Origin of the sequence: Streptomyces sp. Sge12, assembly GCF_002080455.1 — a bacterium.
GTDB lineage: Bacteria > Actinomycetota > Actinomycetes > Streptomycetales > Streptomycetaceae > Streptomyces.
In genome coordinates this window covers 1,247,877-1,264,011 of the sequence record NZ_CP020555.1, presented here as the reverse complement: position 1 = coordinate 1,264,011, position 16,135 = coordinate 1,247,877, and the positions used below count along the sequence as shown (strand labels likewise).

General features: G+C 73.1%; 14 protein-coding genes. 6 read left to right on the top strand and 8 right to left on the bottom strand.

Going from position 1 to position 16,135, the window contains the following annotated elements:
• The first annotated feature begins 56 nt into the window (after positions 1-56).
• A complete protein-coding gene (locus B6R96_RS05745; RefSeq protein ID WP_081521830.1) occupies positions 57-1,526 on the top strand; it encodes a PucR family transcriptional regulator in 1,470 nt (489 codons plus the stop codon).
• A 27-nt stretch (positions 1,527-1,553) separates the two neighbouring features.
• Here B6R96_RS05745 and B6R96_RS05740 read toward each other — a convergent pair whose 3' ends face one another.
• Positions 1,554-1,952 (bottom strand): TOBE domain-containing protein, encoded by a 399-nt coding sequence (locus B6R96_RS05740; RefSeq protein WP_081521829.1) that lies wholly within the window; start codon positions 1,950-1,952, stop codon positions 1,554-1,556.
• A gap of 166 nt (positions 1,953-2,118) precedes the next feature.
• Here B6R96_RS05740 and B6R96_RS05735 point away from each other — a divergent pair, with 166 nt between their 5' ends.
• From B6R96_RS05735 to B6R96_RS05725, 3 genes are read left to right on the top strand one after another with little or no spacing between them, the layout of a single operon-like run.
• On the top strand, positions 2,119-2,469 hold the full coding sequence (locus B6R96_RS05735) for a hypothetical protein (protein ID WP_037861092.1): 351 nt from the start codon (positions 2,119-2,121) through the stop codon (positions 2,467-2,469).
• Positions 2,463-3,101: an ECF RNA polymerase sigma factor SigK gene (sigK, locus tag B6R96_RS05730; protein ID WP_257789487.1), complete on the top strand. Its 639-nt coding sequence runs from the start codon at positions 2,463-2,465 to the stop codon at positions 3,099-3,101. The genes B6R96_RS05735 and sigK overlap by 7 nt, the downstream gene beginning before the upstream one ends.
• Positions 3,098-3,850 carry an anti-sigma factor gene (locus B6R96_RS05725; protein WP_081521827.1) on the top strand — a complete coding sequence of 251 codons (753 nt, stop codon included), beginning with the start codon at positions 3,098-3,100 and terminating at the stop codon, positions 3,848-3,850. The genes sigK and B6R96_RS05725 overlap by 4 nt, the downstream gene beginning before the upstream one ends.
• Positions 3,851-3,931: 81 nt before the next feature.
• Here the strand turns inward: B6R96_RS05725 and B6R96_RS05720 are convergent, their stop codons facing one another.
• Positions 3,932-4,396: a GNAT family N-acetyltransferase gene (locus B6R96_RS05720; RefSeq protein WP_030388818.1), complete on the bottom strand. Its 465-nt coding sequence runs from the start codon at positions 4,394-4,396 to the stop codon at positions 3,932-3,934.
• A gap of 422 nt (positions 4,397-4,818) precedes the next feature.
• Entirely contained in the window at positions 4,819-6,330 is a 1,512-nt protein-coding gene (locus B6R96_RS05715) for a hypothetical protein (RefSeq protein ID WP_237291336.1), read from the bottom strand.
• A 205-nt stretch (positions 6,331-6,535) separates the two neighbouring features.
• On the opposite strand from B6R96_RS05715, the gene B6R96_RS05710 reads away from it, so the two are divergent.
• Positions 6,536-8,602, top strand: coding sequence for a SpoIIE family protein phosphatase (locus tag B6R96_RS05710; RefSeq protein ID WP_081521825.1), 2,067 nt, complete (start codon positions 6,536-6,538; stop codon positions 8,600-8,602).
• 7 nt (positions 8,603-8,609) lie between these two features.
• Here B6R96_RS05710 and B6R96_RS05705 read toward each other — a convergent pair whose 3' ends face one another.
• Positions 8,610-9,365: a DUF4118 domain-containing protein gene (locus tag B6R96_RS05705; protein ID WP_081521824.1), complete on the bottom strand. Its 756-nt coding sequence runs from the start codon at positions 9,363-9,365 to the stop codon at positions 8,610-8,612.
• Between the two features lie 365 nt (positions 9,366-9,730).
• On the opposite strand from B6R96_RS05705, the gene B6R96_RS05700 reads away from it, so the two are divergent.
• A complete protein-coding gene (locus B6R96_RS05700) occupies positions 9,731-11,668 on the top strand; it encodes an APC family permease (protein ID WP_081521823.1) in 1,938 nt (645 codons plus the stop codon).
• Positions 11,669-11,698: 30 nt separating this feature from the next.
• Here the strand turns inward: B6R96_RS05700 and B6R96_RS05695 are convergent, their stop codons facing one another.
• From B6R96_RS05695 to B6R96_RS05680, 4 genes are all read right to left on the bottom strand, one after another.
• The gene (locus B6R96_RS05695) at positions 11,699-12,811 is read right to left on the bottom strand and encodes a mechanosensitive ion channel family protein (RefSeq protein ID WP_107475471.1); all 1,113 of its coding nucleotides are present in this window, start codon (positions 12,809-12,811) and stop codon (positions 11,699-11,701) included.
• 194 nt (positions 12,812-13,005) lie between these two features.
• On the bottom strand, positions 13,006-14,280 hold the full coding sequence (locus B6R96_RS05690; RefSeq protein ID WP_081521822.1) for a hypothetical protein: 1,275 nt from the start codon (positions 14,278-14,280) through the stop codon (positions 13,006-13,008).
• A 133-nt stretch (positions 14,281-14,413) separates the two neighbouring features.
• Positions 14,414-15,811 carry an Asp-tRNA(Asn)/Glu-tRNA(Gln) amidotransferase GatCAB subunit A gene (locus tag B6R96_RS05685; RefSeq protein WP_081521821.1) on the bottom strand — a complete coding sequence of 466 codons (1,398 nt, stop codon included), beginning with the start codon at positions 15,809-15,811 and terminating at the stop codon, positions 14,414-14,416.
• Positions 15,798-16,007 carry a hypothetical protein gene (locus B6R96_RS05680; RefSeq protein WP_081521820.1) on the bottom strand — a complete coding sequence of 70 codons (210 nt, stop codon included), beginning with the start codon at positions 16,005-16,007 and terminating at the stop codon, positions 15,798-15,800. The genes B6R96_RS05685 and B6R96_RS05680 overlap by 14 nt, the downstream gene beginning before the upstream one ends.
• Positions 16,008-16,135 lie beyond the last annotated feature (128 nt).

Genomic DNA, 16,135 nt, shown 5'->3' with positions numbered 1-16,135 from the left:
CAGCCTCTATTCACCTCGCGAATGTGGGCACTCGCCCACCGCAAGGAGTCCCCGCCATGCACGTCCTCGACCTGCTCCAGCTCGACAGCCTCGGTCTCAACCTGCTCTGGGGCGAGGAAGCGCTTCTCGGCCAGGAGGTCGCCGGGGTCACCGCCACCGACCTGGAGGAGCCCGGCCGGTTCCTGGGGCCGGGGGAGCTCGTGCTGAGCGGGCTGGTGTGGTGGGCCGAGGGCGATGTGGCCAAGGCCGACCGGTTCGTCGGCGCGCTCGCCGACGCCGGCGCCACCGCGCTGCTGGCGGGGGAGGAGACCCACGGCAGGGTCCCCGACGAGCTCGTCGCCGCCTGCCGGGCCCACCGGGTGCCGATCGTGGCGGTCCCCGCGCGCACCAGCTTCCGTGCGGTGACCGAGGCCGTGTACCTGCGCCAGTGGGGCGACCTGAGCCGCCGCCCCACCCGGCTCTTCGCGCTCCCCGAGAACGTGCGCGGCGAGCTGAGCCGCCTCGTGGAGGAGGGTGCCGGGCCGGACCAACTGCTGGACCGGGCCTGCGCGCACCTGGGCCGGGTCTCCTGCTACCTGCTCACCGCCAGCGGCCGCACGGTGGCCCGCACGCCGTCCGCCCCCGAGCTGCCCGCCCGGCAGGCGTCGGCAGCATCCGCACGGGGCGGGGTCTGGCTGCGCATCGAGGCCGAGAGCTCCCCGTACGACGCCTGGCAGCTGCACGTCCCCGACCCGGACGCGGCGCCGCCGCGGGTGCTCCACGAGATCGCCGAGGTGCTCGCGCAGTGCCGCAACGGGCAGACCCGCCGGCTCGCCGCCGACCGGCTGGCCGGACAGGAGCTGATCGGCGTGCTGGAGGGGGCCGCGTCCGGCCCCGCCCCCGCCGACACCGGGGCCCTGGACGAGGCGATCGCGGCCGCCGGGCTGCCGGTGGGCGGCTCGTACCGGGTCCTGGCGGCGACCTCGGGCGACGCCCTGGCCGAGGCACTCAGCCACCTGGACGGCGCCGCCTGCGCCGTGGGGCGGTCGGCGGCGGTGCTGTACGAGGATCCGGCCACCGGAACCGGGGTGGCGGACCGGCTCCGCGCGGTGTGGCCCGTGCTCCAGCAGTGCGCGGGGCCGCAGACCGATCTCAGGCTGGGCCTCGGGACGCGGGCCGAGGGCCTGGAGGGTCTGCGCGCCTCGCTCGGTCAGGCCCGGTTCGCGCTGACCGCCGCGGACGAGGCGGTCCCGGTGCGCGGGGTCGAGCAGCTGGACACCCTCGGGGAGCTGATGGCGGGGATCCCGCCGGAGGTGCGGGCCGTGTACGGGACGCGGACACTGGGGGTGCTCGGCGACGGCATGCTCCGGGAGACCCTGGAGGTCTTCCTGGCCAACAACTGCTCCTGGGCGCGCACGGCGGAGGCCCTCCACCTGCACGTGAACACCGTGCACTACCGGATCGAGCGGGTGGAGGTCCTGACGGGCCGTGACCTGTCGCGCCTCGACCACAAGTTGGACCTGTACGCGGCGCTGCGCTGCGGATGACGCTGACCGGGTGCGATGGGCACGCCGCTACGGCAGTTCGATGTGGACCTCGGTGGACTTCACGCGAGCCGTCAGGGTCGACCCGACCGTGATGCCGAGTTCCTCGACCGACTCCCGGGTCACCAGGGACACCACACGGTGCGGACCGGACTGGATCTCCACCTGGGTCGCCACGTCGTCGAGCCGTACGGCGGTGACGATCCCGGCGAAGGAGTTCCGTACGGAGGTCACGACGGCGCCCGCCGGCAACGGATGCGGCCCGATCGCCCGCTCCTTGGCGAAGGCGGCCAGGGCCGCGCCGTCCACGGCCCGCGACCCGTCCGGGGCGCGGTGGGCGGGCAACCGGCCCGTCTCGGTCCATCGGCGGACGGTCTCGGGACTCACGCGCAGGACTCGGGCGGCCTGCCCCAGGGAGTACGACGGCACGTCCGCAGCATAGGCGGTGCCGGGCCGACAGTGACGGTGAGGCGTTTTATGGTGATATGAGGTTTTTCCAATCCCTCGCCCCGTCGGTGGCGAATCCCTCATGAGGCCCCTGAGGCAGAAGGGGCCGCCGAACCGACCGCCCGAGGGAAGGAAGGAGGTGAGTGCGATGACCGGTTCACTGACCGCCCGGCGTCTGATCGTCGGGGCCGCGTCGGCCGGGCTCCTGGCCGGTGGGTCGCTGCTGGGCCTCTCCGGCACCGCGAACGCCGCACCGGCGGCTTCCACCGCGGTGAGTTCGACGCTCACCGGTGACCACGACCGGGACCGCGACCGCGACCATCGCCAGAACCGCTGGGACCGATGGGACCGGTGGGACCGCCATGACCGGTGCACCTGGGTGAAGGGCCACTGGGAGTCGAAGTGGAACCACGGCAACTGGCACGACGGCTGGTGGGGCAGGGGCTACGAGAAGAACCACTGGGTTTCGGGCCACTGGAACTGCCACAGCAGGTGGTAGCGACGAACGGGCACCGCGGGGTTCCGGGGCCTTCTCCCCGGAACCCCGTCCGATCCCGGCGCGATGAGGAGAGCCGTCGCACCGGCCCCGCCGAACTGTCCGAGGCCATGCGGCAGGTGGCCCGGGGCGACACCCAGGCGTTCTCCGCCCTGTACGAGGCCCTCGCACCCCTCGTCCTCGGAATCGTGGTCGCCGTCGTACGGGACCGGGCCCAGTCCGAGGAGGTCGCCCAGGAGGTCATGATCGACCTGTGGCGGCAGGCCGCCCGCTACCGGCCCGACTCCGGCAGCGTCACCACCTGGGCGGCGACCATCGCCCACCGGCGGGCCGTGGACCGGGTCCGCTCCGCCCAGGCCTCCACCGACCGGGAGTGCACCCGGGCCGCCCACGAGCACCACACGCCGTTCGACGAGGTCGCCGAGCAGGTCGAGACCCGCCTGGACGGCGAACAGGTCCGCCGCTGCCTGAGCGGTCTCACCGAACTCCAGCGCCAGGCGGTGACCCTGGCCTACTACCGGGGCCTGACCTACCGCGAGGTCGCCGAGGTCCTGCACACCCCGGTCCCCACCATCAAGACACGCATGCGGGACGGACTGATCCGGCTCCGCGACTGCATGGGGGTGAACCTATGAACCGGCGTCGGCCCGACCTCCACGCCCTCGCCGCGGCCTACGCGCTGGACGCCCTGGAGGCCGGTGAACGCGAGGAATTCGCCGCCCACCTCGAGCAGTGCGAGGAGTGCAGCCGGGAAGTGGCCGAGTTCCGGGCCACCGCCGCGCGTCTCGCCGCCGCCGTGAGCCGCCCGCCGCCCGCCGGCATGCGGCAGCGGACCCTGGCGGCCATCGAGAGCGTCCGCCAGCTCCCGCCCCGCAGCCCCGTGGCCCGGGTCCCGGTCCGGACGCGCGGGGCGCTGCGCCGCAGGGCCGCGCGCCTCGTCGTGGCCGCGAGCCTGGCCACCGCCGTGCTGTTCGCCGGCCTGGCCGCCTGGCAGAGCCAGGAGGGCCACCGCTACGAGCTGCAGGCCCGGCAGATCGAGCAGCGCCTCGACACCGTCGGCGCGGTCCTGGCCGCCCCCGACGCCCGCGCGACGTACGGCCGGACCAGCAACGGGGCCTCCACCGCCATCGTCACCTCGGCCCTGCGCAAGCAGGCCCTCTTCTACGCCAGCGGCCTGCCGGCGCCCGTCCCCGGTACCACCTACCAGCTCTGGCTGGACCAGGACGGAACCATGCGCCCGGCCGGACTCCTCCACCAGGACGGCACCGTCCTCCTCGACGGCGACGCCGCGGACGCCGGCGCGGTCGGCCTCACCCTCGAACCCACCGGCGGATCCACCCGGCCCACCACGGCCCCCCTCCTCCTGCTGGACCTCCCGGCCTGACCACGGCAGCGGCGGACGGGGCGGCGCGGGTGCGGACTCAGGGGGTCAGGACTCGGGGGGCAGGACTCAGGACTCAGGGGCTCAGGACTCAGGGCTCGGGGGAGCCATGTCGTAGGTGACCCACATGGTCCGCGTGGCCACCTGGTCGTACTTGGCCCGCGCCCGGTGGTTGTCGTCGGCCGTGATCCAGCGGACCACGCTCCAGCCGCGCTCGGCCGCGAGCGCGCGCAGGGCGCCGAGCAGCAGGTCGGCGGCGCCCGAGCCGCGGTGCTCGGGTGCCACGAACAGGTCGTCGAGGAAGCAGCCGACCGTCGCGGAGAGGGGGCGCGCGAACGGACGGTAGTGGGCGAGGCCCAGCAGCCGGCCCTCGGCGTCCTCGGCCACCAGGGCCTCGACCTCGTGCCCGGGGTCGGTCACCCACGACCACACGGTGGCGGCCGCCTCCTCGGTCTGCTCGACCCGGTAGAAGTCGGCGTAGCCGCGGTAGAGGGCGCGCCACTGCGCGAAATCCCCGGCCCGCACGGAACGCACGCTGATGTCGGACATAGGACTGGACTCCCGTGGTCGAAGGTTCGGTGCAGAGCATCGATCATGCGGGAGTCCGGTGGGCCGGGCAGGTGCCGGGGTGTCGAAAACGGGGGCCCGCGCCCCGCCACGATGGAGCGCGGCCGGGCCGGCGAAGCCCTGCGCGCCGAACACCGCGATCGGCGCGCAGGGGCTTCCTGCACCAGGCCCCTCCACGACCACGAGAGCCGCCAAGCGGTCCGGAGGGTGGTGGCCACGGCCAGTCAACCAGGAACCGGCCCGGGGCGGCTCCTGGTTCCGGGCACGGAATCCGGCCACCCCGGACCGATTCTGCACGGTGGATCATCCAAGAGGCAGACCTGCCCCTCAGGTACGCATCTGCGAGGGGATTCGCTTCCTTCGTCTCGCTGATGCCGTCCTGGGTCGCGCGCTGCGGATCCCGGTCAGCCGGCCTTCAGGCGGCGGCCGATCTCCTCGGTCATACGGCGCTGGAGCTCGGCCAGTTGCTCGTTCGTATAGGCCTTCAGGTCACCGGGATCCCCCGGGTTCTTCGCGCCCGCCTGCTGCTGTTTCTCCTGTTCACGGCGTTTGAGCTCCGCTTCCTCCGGTGAGCCGGGCGCTGCGAACGCACACCGGATGAGCGCCCCGTCGGCCGCCTTCAGACAGGTCGCCTCACGGCCGCCGACCTGGCCCCTGCCCTCCACCCGGTAGCGGACGTTCTGCTCGCTGCCGACGGTGGCCGTCCACGTTCCGCCCCCGGTGGGGACCACTTCGAACACCTCGTCGTCGTTGTAGCAGCAGACGTCCCGGTACTCGGCCTTGATCAGGGCGACCAGAGCCTTCGGGGACGACCACGCCGGATCCAGGCGGTGGACGGTCATCGGGGCGAGCCCCCCGCCCCGGTGGCGGGTGGGAATCGTCGAGACTGCGACGACCGAGCTGGCCTCGCCCTGCGGCGTGAGCGGGGTGACGTACGCACTGCGCCCGGCCTCTTCGCGGTACCGGAGGGTGAACTCGGACTCGTTGCCCTCGTTGGCGCCGTCCTCGGAGGCGTCCCAGCCGTTGCGCTCGAACCACCAGTCGCTGAAGCCGCCGACCGCGGCCGTGCCCTCCCGCTGACGGGCCGCGAGGCTGATCGGATAGGAGGGGCCGGGAACGGCGGAGGTGTCGGTGGTGACGGTGAGCTTCCCGGTCCGCCCGTCGTAGAGCGCGACCCCGGCGGGGCGCTCGGTGACGACGAGCAGCCCGGTCTGCCGCTTGAGCGGGACGACGACGACGGGCGTGCCGGCCGAGCAGGTCACGTACGCGTCGTCGGCCTCGAACCGGACCCAGCGCTTCTGGGCCGAGATCTTCCTGCCGAGGTTGTGGGTGAACCAGCCGCTGATCCGCGCGTCCGCCACCGACACGTCGAACGCGCAGCGCTCCTGGCTGCGGCTCTCGCCGCCGAGGGGCACGTCCTGGACGAGGCCCACCTCGTACCCGGCCAGCCAGCCCCGCCGCTCCACCAGGGTGGCGAACCGATCCGAGTCGGGCAGGTAGGTGATGTCGGAGATCTCGCCGGTGACGTCGCCCAGGTGCGGGGCGGCCTGCGCCTTGCCGGCCACGTACGGCACCCGGGCCGTCAGGGCGGGCACCGGGTCGGTCACGACCTGCGCCGTGGCCATGTACGCACGGTCCTGGAGGTACGAGCCGTAGACGAGCCAGCCGACGGTGAGCACCAGCCCGACGACAGCACCCAGGCACCCGAGGACGACCCCCGCGTCCCCGGTGCCCGAGCCGCGCCCGGCACGCCGCCGCAGCAGCGCCACCACCAGCCAGCCCAGCGCGGTTCCGGCCACCGCCAGCAGGGGCACGGCGAACCAGGCGAACAGCTTCCGCAGCTCCCAGACCGCGATCGTGGTGTAGTACGAGGCGTACCAGAGCCCGAACCCCACCAGCAGAACCACGAACCCCACGCGCAATGCCCGACCCATCAGCGCCCCCGCCCCCTCGGCCCCACGACAGTCCGTCCGATTCTCCACCCCGGAGACGGCCGTGTCACCGGTGTTCCGGGGGCTTCCCGGACCGGGCGGGAGGCCGGGCAGCTCCGCTCCTGCCGCGCGAGAACGGGGGTGTCGGCGTCATGATGTGGAGGGAACGGCCTGCGGAAGGGGACGTCTCGTGCCAGCGGCCCGGCCGGGGGGCGAGGAGACCCACGGCCCGATCTATGCCGAGCCGGGGTCGCTGCTGGAGCGCGTGCCCGTGGCCGTCCTCGGCATCGACGAAGACGACCGCGTCTGCTTCTGGGGGCCCGGCGCCCGCGACCTCTTCGGGTACGAGCCCGGCGCCGTCCTCACCCGGCCCGGCGCCGTCCTCTTCGCCGACGCCTCCCGCGGCAGGTCCCCGTCGTGCGCCCGGCTGACGGAACAGGGCCGTACGCAGGGCTACTGGCGGGGCCGGCTGACGGCCCGGCACCGCGACGGCACGGCCTTCGACTGCGGCTTCCGGTCCTTCTCCGTGACCGGATCCGGCGGCCCCTCGGTGGTGATGGTCCTGTCGAGCCGCAGCGACGAGCTCGACCGGGTCAAGACCAACCTCGCCTTCCTCGACGCGCTCTTCGAGACCTGCCCCATCGGCCTGGTCATGATCGACCAGGACCTCCGGTACATCCACCTCAACCAGGCGCTCGCCGACATGGACGGGCTGGGGATCGAGGCGCACCTGGGGCGGCGCATGGACGAAATCATGATCATGTCCGACGGCGGTGAGTACGAGCGCATGCTCCGGGCCGTCGCCCGGGGCGGAGCCCCCGTCGTCGGGACGCTCGTCGGCGTGCGCCCGCACGGGCATCCGGACCGCGACCAGGTCCGGTCCGTCAGCTTCTTCCCCCTGAGCCGGGCGGTCGGCACCAGCTCCGGCGTGGGCGGACTGATGATCGACGTGACGGACCGGGAACGGGCCATCCTGGAGGCGACCGCCAGCCGGCGCCGCCTCGCCCTCCTCGACGGGGCCTCCACCCGGATCGGGACCACCCTGGACGTCAACCTCACCGCCCAGGAGCTCGTCGACGCGTCGATGCCGGACTTCTGCGACGGCTCCGTGGTCGAGATCGTGGAATGGATGGACGAGACCGAGGACTTCGACCCGGGGCGACCGCTGTTCACCCGCCGGATCGCCTCCGGGACGACGCTGCCCGCACCGGCCACCGAGCTCGTCAGCGGGGTGGAGCGGGTGCGGTACCCGCCGGGCTCGGTCATCCACGAGATGCTGCGCACCGGCCGCGCCATCTCGGCCGTGGTGGACGAGGAGTTCCTGGCCCGGACCGTCGTCACCGAGTCACGGACCAGGATCATGGGTGAGAGCGGCGTGGCCTGCATTCTCGTCGCCCCGCTCATCGCCCGGGGCACCGTCCAGGGCATCGCCATGTTCGGCCGGTCCGCCGCCCGTCCGCCCTTCAGCGAGGAGGACGTCAGCCTCGCCGGAGAGCTCGCCTCGCGCGCCGCGATCTGCCTGGACAACGCCCGCCTGTACAGCCGGGTCCAGGACATCGCCCTCACCCTCCAGCGGGCCCTGCTGCCCACGACGCTGGCGGCCACCCCGTACGTGGACGTCGCCCACCGGTACGTGCCCGGCAGCCGGATCACCGAGGTCGGTGGCGACTGGTACGACATGATCAACCTGCCCGACGGCCGGGTCTCCCTCGTCGTGGGCGACGTGATGGGCCACGGGGTGTCCGCGGCCGCCGCCATGGGCCACCTCCGCATCACCACCAAGGCCCTGGCCCGGCACGGCAGCGAGCCCGCCGACCTGCTCACCGAACTCGACGCGTGCGCCCAGGAGGTCGGCATCGAGCTCGCGACCTGCCTGTACCTCGTCTACGACCCGCGCAGCGGACGTGCCACCATGGCCAGCGCCGGCCACCCCCCGCCCCTGGTGCTCCGGCCGGACGGCACGGTGCAGACCGTCGACGAGGTCCTCGGGGTCCCGCTGGGCGTCGGCGGCTGCGCGTTCCGGACCACCGTGATCGAACTGCCCGAGAACGCGACGCTGGCCCTGTACACCGACGGCCTCATCGAGGCCCGGGGTCGGGACATCGAAGTGGGACTGAACGCCCTGCGCGCCCAACTGGGCGACAGCACGGAGCCGTTGGAGGACATGGCGGACCGCATCCTCGCCGGCCTGCTGCCCGAACCGCCCACCGACGACACGGTCCTGATCCTCGCCCGGGTCCGCCGCGGTGCTCCGTGAGCCGCACTCAGCCCCGGTGGGGCACTCCGGCCGTGTCCAGCGCCGCGCCCGCCAGCGCGGCCAGGGCGACCGCCACCGAGCGGGCGTCCTCGGGCGGCAGCGGGCGGCCGGGGAAGGGGTCGAGGAGGAAACGGCCGTAGTAGTGCCCGCCTCCGACGGCCCTCAGCTCGGTCTCGCCGTCCGGCCAGGCGGCGTACCCGGTGACTTCGCCGCCCCGGCGCAGCCACAGGCCGCCGTCGTGCTCCAGCCGCGGCCGGTGCCCGATCAGGGTCCCGTACTCGAAGCGGCAGCCGCGCAGTCCCAGCACGCCGATCAGCTCGCGGCGGACGAATTCGACCACCGCATCCGGTGCGCCGCCCCGCTCGGCCAGCCGGGCCGTGCCCTGAAGGCTGGACAGGTGCGCGGCGCCGGTGACCACGACCGCCTCCAGCCGTCGTGCGCGGACGGCCGACTGCGACACGATCAGCCCGACGACAAGCAGCAGGACGGCCGTCTGGATCTCGTCCCGGTCGGCGAGGGTGAACGGCCGGTAGGGGCGGGCGAGGAGGAGGACGCCGAACCAGGCCGCCGAGGAGAGCGCGGCCAGGGCCGCGGCGACGCGCGTGCCCGAGGCGGCGATCAGGACCACGGCGACGACCAGGACCAGCGCCTCGTTCGTCGTGGACAGGTGCGTGCGGAAGGGGACGAGCGCCAGTGCCACGAGGAGCGGTACGACGAGGGCCCCGAACAGGGCAGTGCGGTCGTGCAGTCGGTACCCGGGCATGTGATGCCTCCCGTCCGAGGTGACGATCTCAACCAGAGCCGGATGTCCGAGGGCAGACTGCCCACGGCGAAGGACGGAGCCACCCGCCCTGGCGAGGTCTTGACGTACCGCACGCGGATTTTGCCCTCGGGACCCGGGCCGGCGGCTGCTTCCGGCCACCGGGGCCCGCCGCCCGGCGTGTTCCCGTGCCCAGGCGGTGCCCGCGGGTCCCGGCCGGGTCCCGGCCGGGTCCGGAGAGAAGGTGCACGTTAAGGACGCGTCAGGATTGGGTCGCTCACGTGCACAAACGATCTGGCTGCGTACGCTGGCTCCGCCGTCGGTGTGTCGATGGCTGATTCTTTTCCGTACGACGGGAGCCCCCGAAGATGGCCACCCCTGTCCGCTCCCCGCGCCTGCGCGCGTGGCTGCTGGAAGGCCTGACCGCCGAGAACGCCTCGCCGGCCGCCAAGGAGGCGGCGGCCCAGCCGCACGGCCGGCCCTGGTGGCGGGTCATGTGCCTGACGGGCCTCGACTACTTCTCCACCCTCGGCTACCAGCCCGGCATCGCGTTCCTCGCGGCCGGGCTGCTGTCACCGCTGGCGACCGTCGTGCTCGTGCTCCTGACCCTCTTCGGAGCGCTGCCCGTCTACCGGCGGGTGGCGGAGGAGAGCCCGCACGGCGAGGGCTCCATCGCGATGCTGGAACGGCTGCTGACGTTCTGGAAGGGGAAGCTGTTCGTCCTGACCCTGCTCGGGTTCGCGGCGACCGATTTCCTCATCACCATCACCCTCTCCGCCGCCGACGCGACCGCCCACATGGTCGAGAACCCGCACCTGACGAGCACTCTGCACGGCCACGAGGTACTGATCACCCTGATCCTCATCGCGCTGCTCGGCGGCGTCTTCCTCAAGGGGTTCAGCGAGGCCATCGGCGTGGCGGTGGTCCTGGTCCTCACGTATCTGGGCCTGAACGTCGTGGTGGTGGCCGTCGGGCTGTGGCACGTGTTCACCGCACCGCAGGTCATCACCGACTGGACCCAGGCGCTGACCACGGAGCACGGCAACGTCTTCATGATGATCGCCATCGCGCTCGTCGTGTTCCCGAAGCTCGCGCTGGGCCTGTCCGGCTTCGAGACCGGCGTGGCGGTCATGCCGCACGTCAAGGGCGGTCCCGAGGACACCCCCGAGAAGCCGGCGGGCCGGATCCGCGGCGCCAAGAAGCTGCTGACCACGGCCGCCGTGATCATGAGCATCTTCCTGATCTGCTCCAGCCTGATCACGACCCTGCTGATCCCGGCCGCCCAGTTCGAACCGGGCGGCGAGGCCAACGGGCGCGCGCTCGCCTACCTCGCGCACGAGTACCTGGGCTCCGCCTTCGGCACGGTCTACGACATCTCCACGATCCTGATCCTGTGGTTCGCCGGCTCCTCGGCGATGGCGGGACTGCTGAACCTGATGCCGCGCTACCTGCCCCGGTACGGCATGGCCCCGCAGTGGGCCCGCGCCCTGCGGCCGATGGTCATCGTGTTCACCCTCGTGGCCTTCCTGGTGACCTGGATCTTCGACGCCGACGTCGACGCCCAGGGCGGCGCGTACGCCACCGGTGTCCTCGTCCTGATCACCTCGGCCGCGGTCGCCGTGACCATCGCCGCACGGCGGGCGGGGGAGCGCGGCTGGACCATCGGCTTCGGGATCATCTCCGCCGTCTTCATCTACACGACCGCCGTCAACGTCGTCGAACGCCCCGACGGCGTGAAGATCGGCGCCTGCTTCATCGCCGGCATCATGGCCCTCTCCCTGCTCTCGCGTCTCGCCCGGGTCTTCGAACTGCGCGTCACCCACGTGGAGCTGGACGAGATGGCGCAGCGGTTCGTCCGCGACACCGCCAACCGCACGATCCGGTTCATCGCCAACGAGCCCGACAACAGGGACCGGACCGAATACCGCGAGAAGGTCGAGCAGATCCGCGCGGACAACGACATCCCCGCCGGGGACGACGTCATGTTCGTCGAGGTCACGGTCCTCGACGCGTCCGAGTTCGAGTCCGGTATGCGGGTGCGCGGCGAAGTGCTGCACGAGCGCTACCGCGTCCTGACCCTGGAGAGCTCCAGCATCCCCAACGCCCTCGCCGCGCTCCTGCTGCACGTCCGCGACGAGACCGGACAGCGCCCGCACATCTACTTCGAGTGGACCGAGGGCAACCCGATGGCCAACTTCCTGCGCTTCTTCCTCTTCGGCCAGGGCGAGGTGGCCCCCGTCACCCGCGAGGTGATCCGCGAGGCCGAGCCCGACCGCAGCCGCCGCCCCCACGTCCACGCCGGCTGACGTCGACGCGGGGGCCGCGGCGGCACGGGGCTACCGGCCGCTGCCGTCCGGGAGCAGCGAGGACGCCTCGCGCTGGTGCGGGACCGGTGCGTGCGGGGGCGACGGCTGCCGCGCGTCGTCGCGGTGGAGTGCGACCGTACGGGTCGGGGCGGGGATCGAGATGCCCTCCGTACGGAACCGCTCGTGCAGGCGCTTGATGAACTCGTGCTTGATCCGGTACTGGTCGCTGAACTCGCCGACGCCCAGGATCACCGTGAAGTTGATCCGGGAGTCCGCGAACGTGTGGAAGCGGACGGCCGCTTCGTGGTCGGGGACCGCCCCGTTGATGTCGGCCATCACACTGTCGACGACATCGAGGGTCACCCGCTCGACGTGCTCCAGATCGCTCTCGTAGCCCACTCCCACCTGGACCAGGATCGAGAACTTGGCCTCCGGCTGGGTGAAGTTGGTCATGTTCGTGCGCGCCAGACGCCCGTTGGGGATGATGACCAGGTTGTTCGACAGGTTGCGCACCACGGTGTTGCGCCAGTTGATGTCGACGACGTACCCCTCCTCGCCGCTGGTCAGCCGGATGTAGTCACCGGGCTGCACGGTCTTGGAGGCGAGGATGTGCACCCCGGCGAAGAGGTTGGCGAGGGTGTCCTGGAGGGCCAGCGCCACCGCCAGACCACCCACTCCGAGGGCCGTGACCAGCGGCGCGATGGACACACCGAGGGTCTCCAGGGCCACCAGCACGCCCATCACGAGGACCACGATCCGGGTGATGTTGACGAAGATGGACGCCGAGGCGGCCACCCCGGTGCGTGTTCCCGCCACCGACTGGACCAGGCCCGCCACGACCCGCGCCGCGCTGAGCGTGGCGATCAGGATGAGCAGCGCCGTCAGGGACTGGTTCACGAAGCCGGAGACCCGCGCGGTGAGCGGCAGGGTGGTCCCGGCCACCGCGGCGCCCGCGATGAGGGCGGCCCCGGGGGCGATGGTGCGCAGCGCGTCGACGATGATGTCGTCGCCCCGCCACCGGGTCCGCTCGGCGTGCCGGCCCAGCCACCGCAGGAGGGCGCGCAGCAGCAGGCCGGCCGCGGCGCCCGCCCCCAGCGCGATCCCGGCGACCAGCCAGTCGTGCAGGACGAGATCCCGGTTCAACGGACACCCGCCCTTCCGCGGCGCCGGCCCCAGGGAGTGGCGGCGGACGCTGCCGACCGTCGTATGAGGTGTGTCGTCACCTTGTCACCTGTCAGTTCGTCGTGCGTGGAGCCCCGTTCGGGCGCGTGTGCGCATCCGGAACGGGCTGCCATCCTGCCCCATGGCAGGTGCACGCACCGCAGGCGGGGCGGCCGCTACCGCCGGACGGCGGCGTGTTCGAGGACTGCGCGGACCTCGGCGGTGATCGCGCTCTCGTTGCGTTCGAACTCGGGGCCGGTCAGCTGCTGCGGGTCGGCCGGCAGGCCGGTGAGCACCGGCGTGTGGAGGTGGCCGCCGGGCAGCTGCGGGGCGAGTTCGGCGCGCAGCCGGTTGGAGCGGTAGGCCACCTCGTTGGACAGGTAGCCGCCCCCGCCGCCCGCCACGGCCCGCGAGCCGGGCGTCGGCCCGTCGGTCCGGTCGACGGGAGCCGTGCCGCCCGCCGGGATCTCCGTCACTTCGGAGTTGAGGAGGACGGGGTACGGGCTCTGCACGGCGCCGGTCACGGCGTCGGCGGGGAGCGTGGTCCGGATGAACTCCGGGCCCGGGCCGAGCCCCGGGGCGGTCACCGGCCGCTCCCGGGTGCCGCCGGAGAGGGCGCGTACGTTGTCGGGGTACGGGTCGGCGGACCGCGCCCGCCCCGCCCAGTCCTCCAGGGTGAAGATGCCGGGGTAGCCCTGGCTGACGCTGGTGATGATGTCCGCCGGGGCCGGGCCGCCGGCCATGCGCGGGGCGAACGCCCGCTCCACGATGCCGGCGTCGAAGTCGGCGTAGCGGACGGGGAGGACGACGGCGCGGATCTCGGCGGGGCTGCCGTCGGCGAGGGTCACGTGCCGTCCGTTGAGTTGGAGGGCGGCCGACCCGGAGGGGTTGGCGCGGCGTATCTCGGCGTCGAGCCCGAAGGGGTCGAACCCGCTGATGAACACGCGCCGTACGCCGGGTGCGGCGCGGAAGGCGTTGTCGGTGAGCCCGCGGGAGGCGTCCTCGAAGCGGGCGCGGAGCGCGGCCCGGTCGACGGTGAACTCCGGCTGCCAGCGCGCGAGTACGGTGGTCATGCCGAGCCGCGCCCAGTACAGCGGGCGGTCGTCGCCGGCGGCGAGGGCGCCGCCGGGCCGCCGGTCCTGGGCCCGCCGCACGGAGGCCTGCCAGAGGGCCTCGCCCCAGTCGTCGACCAGCCGGTCGGCCTCCGCGCGGCCGCGGGTCGCGCACAGCGCGGCGGGGAACCGCCGTACGAAGTCCGCGAATCCGGCGCCCTCGACGAGGGCGGTGGTGCGCGGGTCGGCGAGCCGCGCCTGTTCGGCGTCGAGCGGCACGGACGGGGAGGTGCGGCAGGCGGACGGGCCGTCGGCCGCGTGCGCGGGCGGGGCGACGGTCAGGGGGAGGGCGAGGGCGACAAGGGCTGCGGCCGATGCCGCGCGCCGTAAGAGCATCATGTGATGTGACATTACATAGCCCCCTGGACGCCCACCGGACACACCGGACACGGCCGCCGTGACTGTCTGAACTCCGCCGCGAAAGCGGCTGGTTCGGCACACGGACAGCGCCGTGGCGCCCCCGCCCGCACGGCTACGCGGCCGGTTCCGGGGGCGGACCGAGTGCGGTGCCCGTCCGTTCGTAGGCATGTCCGGCGCGCAGCAGCGTGGCCTCGCCGAAGGGCCTGCCCATGAGCTGCATGCCGATCGGCAGGCCCGCCGCGTCCAGGCCGACGGGGACGCTCAGCGAGGGAACGCCCGTCAGGTTGGCGGGGGCCGACAGCCGTACGTACGCCTCCGGGACGCTCTCCACGCTGCCGTCGCCCCAGGTCACGTCCGTCCGTCCGGCCTCCACGGCGGTGAGCGGCACGGTCGGCGCGGCGATCAGGTCGACCGGCTCCATCATCTCCTGCCAGGCCCCGCGCATGAGGGTGCGGGCGCGCTGGGCCCGCAGGTAGTCCCCCGCGGTCATCAGCTCGCCCGCCTCCAGGAGGGCGCGGACGTCGGTGCCGTACAGGTCGGGCACCGCCCGCAGGGTCCGCTCGTGGTAGGCGGTGGCCTCGGGCACCATCAGGCCCCATTGGGCCGCCCGGATGTAGCGCGTCATCGGGATCTCGACGTCGACGAGCCGGGCGCCGAGCTCCTCCAGTCGGCCGATCGCCCGGCGGACGGCGGCCTCGACCTCGGGATCGACGTGGTCGAAGTAGTAGTTGTCCGGCACCCCGACCCGCAGTCCCGTCAGATCCGTGCCGGGGCCCGGCCGGTAGTCGGCCGCCGGGGCCGTGACGGAGGCCGGGTCGCGGGGGTCGTGCCCGACCAGGGCGGCCAGGACCAGGGCCGCGTCCTCCACGGTGCGGGTGAGGGGGCCCACGTGGTCGAGCGACCAGGACAGTGAGGTCACCCCGTGGCGGGGCACCAGCCCGTACGTCGGTTTCAGTCCGACGATCCCGTTGAGGGCGGCGGGCACCCGGATCGATCCACCGGTGTCGGTTCCCAGCGCGAAGGCGGCCGCCCCGGCGGCGACGGCGACGGCCGACCCGCCGCTGGAGCCGCCGGCCACCCGCTCCGGATGCCAGGCGTTGGCCGTCTGAGGGGTGGTCAGGCCGTAGGCGAACTCGTGGGTGTGGGTCTTGCCCACGAGGGCCGTTCCGGCCGAGGCGAGCCGCGCGGCGACGGTGCTGTCGGCCTGCGCCCGGTGCCCCGTACGGACCCGGGAGCTCGCCGTGGTGGCCAGCCCGGCCACGTCGATGAGGTCCTTCAGCCCGGCGGGTATCCCGTGCAGCGGCCCGCGGTGGCTGCCGTCGGCGAGCTCGGTCTCCAACTCCCGGGCCGACGCGCGCGCACGGTCCGCCGTCACGGCGGTGAAGGCCTGCAGGCGCGGTTCGACCCGCGCGATGCGCTCCAGCGCCGACTCCACCAGTTCGACCGGTGAGATCGTGCGGGTGCGTACGGCCTCGGCCGCTTCGGCCACGGTCAGCTCATACGGCTGCATCGTGCTGCTCCCCTCCCGCGCGGTACGCGGCGGCGGGCGGTGTATCGCCGAAGTCCAGTTCCCGCAGGAGCGATACGGCGGCGTGGATGTGGCCGGCGGTGCTCGCCACTTCCGCGTGGCGGTCGGGTGCGAGCGGAAGCCCGGACCGTGCGGCCCAGCGGGCGGCTTCGGGCGGGGTGAGGTCTGCGGCGGACATGTGCTGCCTTCCTTCAGGGTGCGCGGTGCGACGATGATCGCCGCCTTAAAGCTAACGGCTTGCGTTAGTCCACGGTAGGGCCTACGGTCGCTTAAAGCGAATGAATCGCTTTTGTCGCTCGTCGCCCG